Raw genomic sequence first — 782 nt, 5'->3', positions numbered from 1 at the left:
AACCCCAGATTCGCCGGAATCCGCCCCCGCTGCACCGCCAGCACCGCCTTGATCAACCCCGCAACACCCGCCGCGGCCTCGAGGTGACCGAGGTTCGATTTCACCGCTCCCACCAGGAGCGGTGCGTCTTTGGGCCGTCCGCGGCCCAGCACCTTGCCGAGGGCGCGGGCCTCGATGGGGTCGCCGAGCAGCGTGCCGGTGCCGTGGGCTTCGACGTAGTCGACCTCGCGCGCCTGCACCCCGGCAGCACCGTAAGCCGCCCGCAACACCGCCATCTGCGCGGCCGGATTCGGCGCCATCAACCCGTTGGAACGCCCATCCTGATTGACCGCCGACCCCCGCAGCAACGCCCACACCCGATCACCATCACGCAGCGCATCACCCAGGCGCTTGAGCACCACCACCCCACAACCCTCACCCCGCACAAAACCATCCGCGGCCGCATCAAAGGCGTGACACCGACCCGACGCCGACAGCGCCTCGGCCGCATCGAAACTGCGCGTGATCGCCGGCGACAACAACAGGTTCACCCCCGCGGCCAACGCCACCGCCGACTCACCACTGCGCAAACTCTGACACGCCAAATGCACCGCCACCAACGACGACGAACACGCCGTGTCCACCATCACCGACGGACCCCGCAAATCCAGAAAATACGACAACCGATTCGCGATGATGCTCAACGCCGCACCGGTGCCCGACCACGCATCCACCCGACTCAAATCCGAGGACGCCAAATACCCGTACTCACCGGCACACGCACCCGCGAAAACCCCGGTCTG

The 782-nt window shown here is 67.3% G+C and carries 1 protein-coding gene; it reads right to left on the bottom strand.

Annotation, left to right across the window (positions count from 1 at the left end; genetic code table 11):
• Window positions 1-782, bottom strand: a 782-nt coding sequence (locus tag FPZ47_RS27730; RefSeq protein ID WP_145039823.1) for a beta-ketoacyl [acyl carrier protein] synthase domain-containing protein, incomplete at both ends; no start/stop codon positions are given.

It is taken from the genome of Mycobacterium helveticum (assembly GCF_007714205.1).
Classification (GTDB): domain Bacteria; phylum Actinomycetota; class Actinomycetes; order Mycobacteriales; family Mycobacteriaceae; genus Mycobacterium; species Mycobacterium helveticum.
Note: the sequence above shows the minus strand (reverse complement) of the source record. Positions and strands in the feature narration are given on the sequence as shown.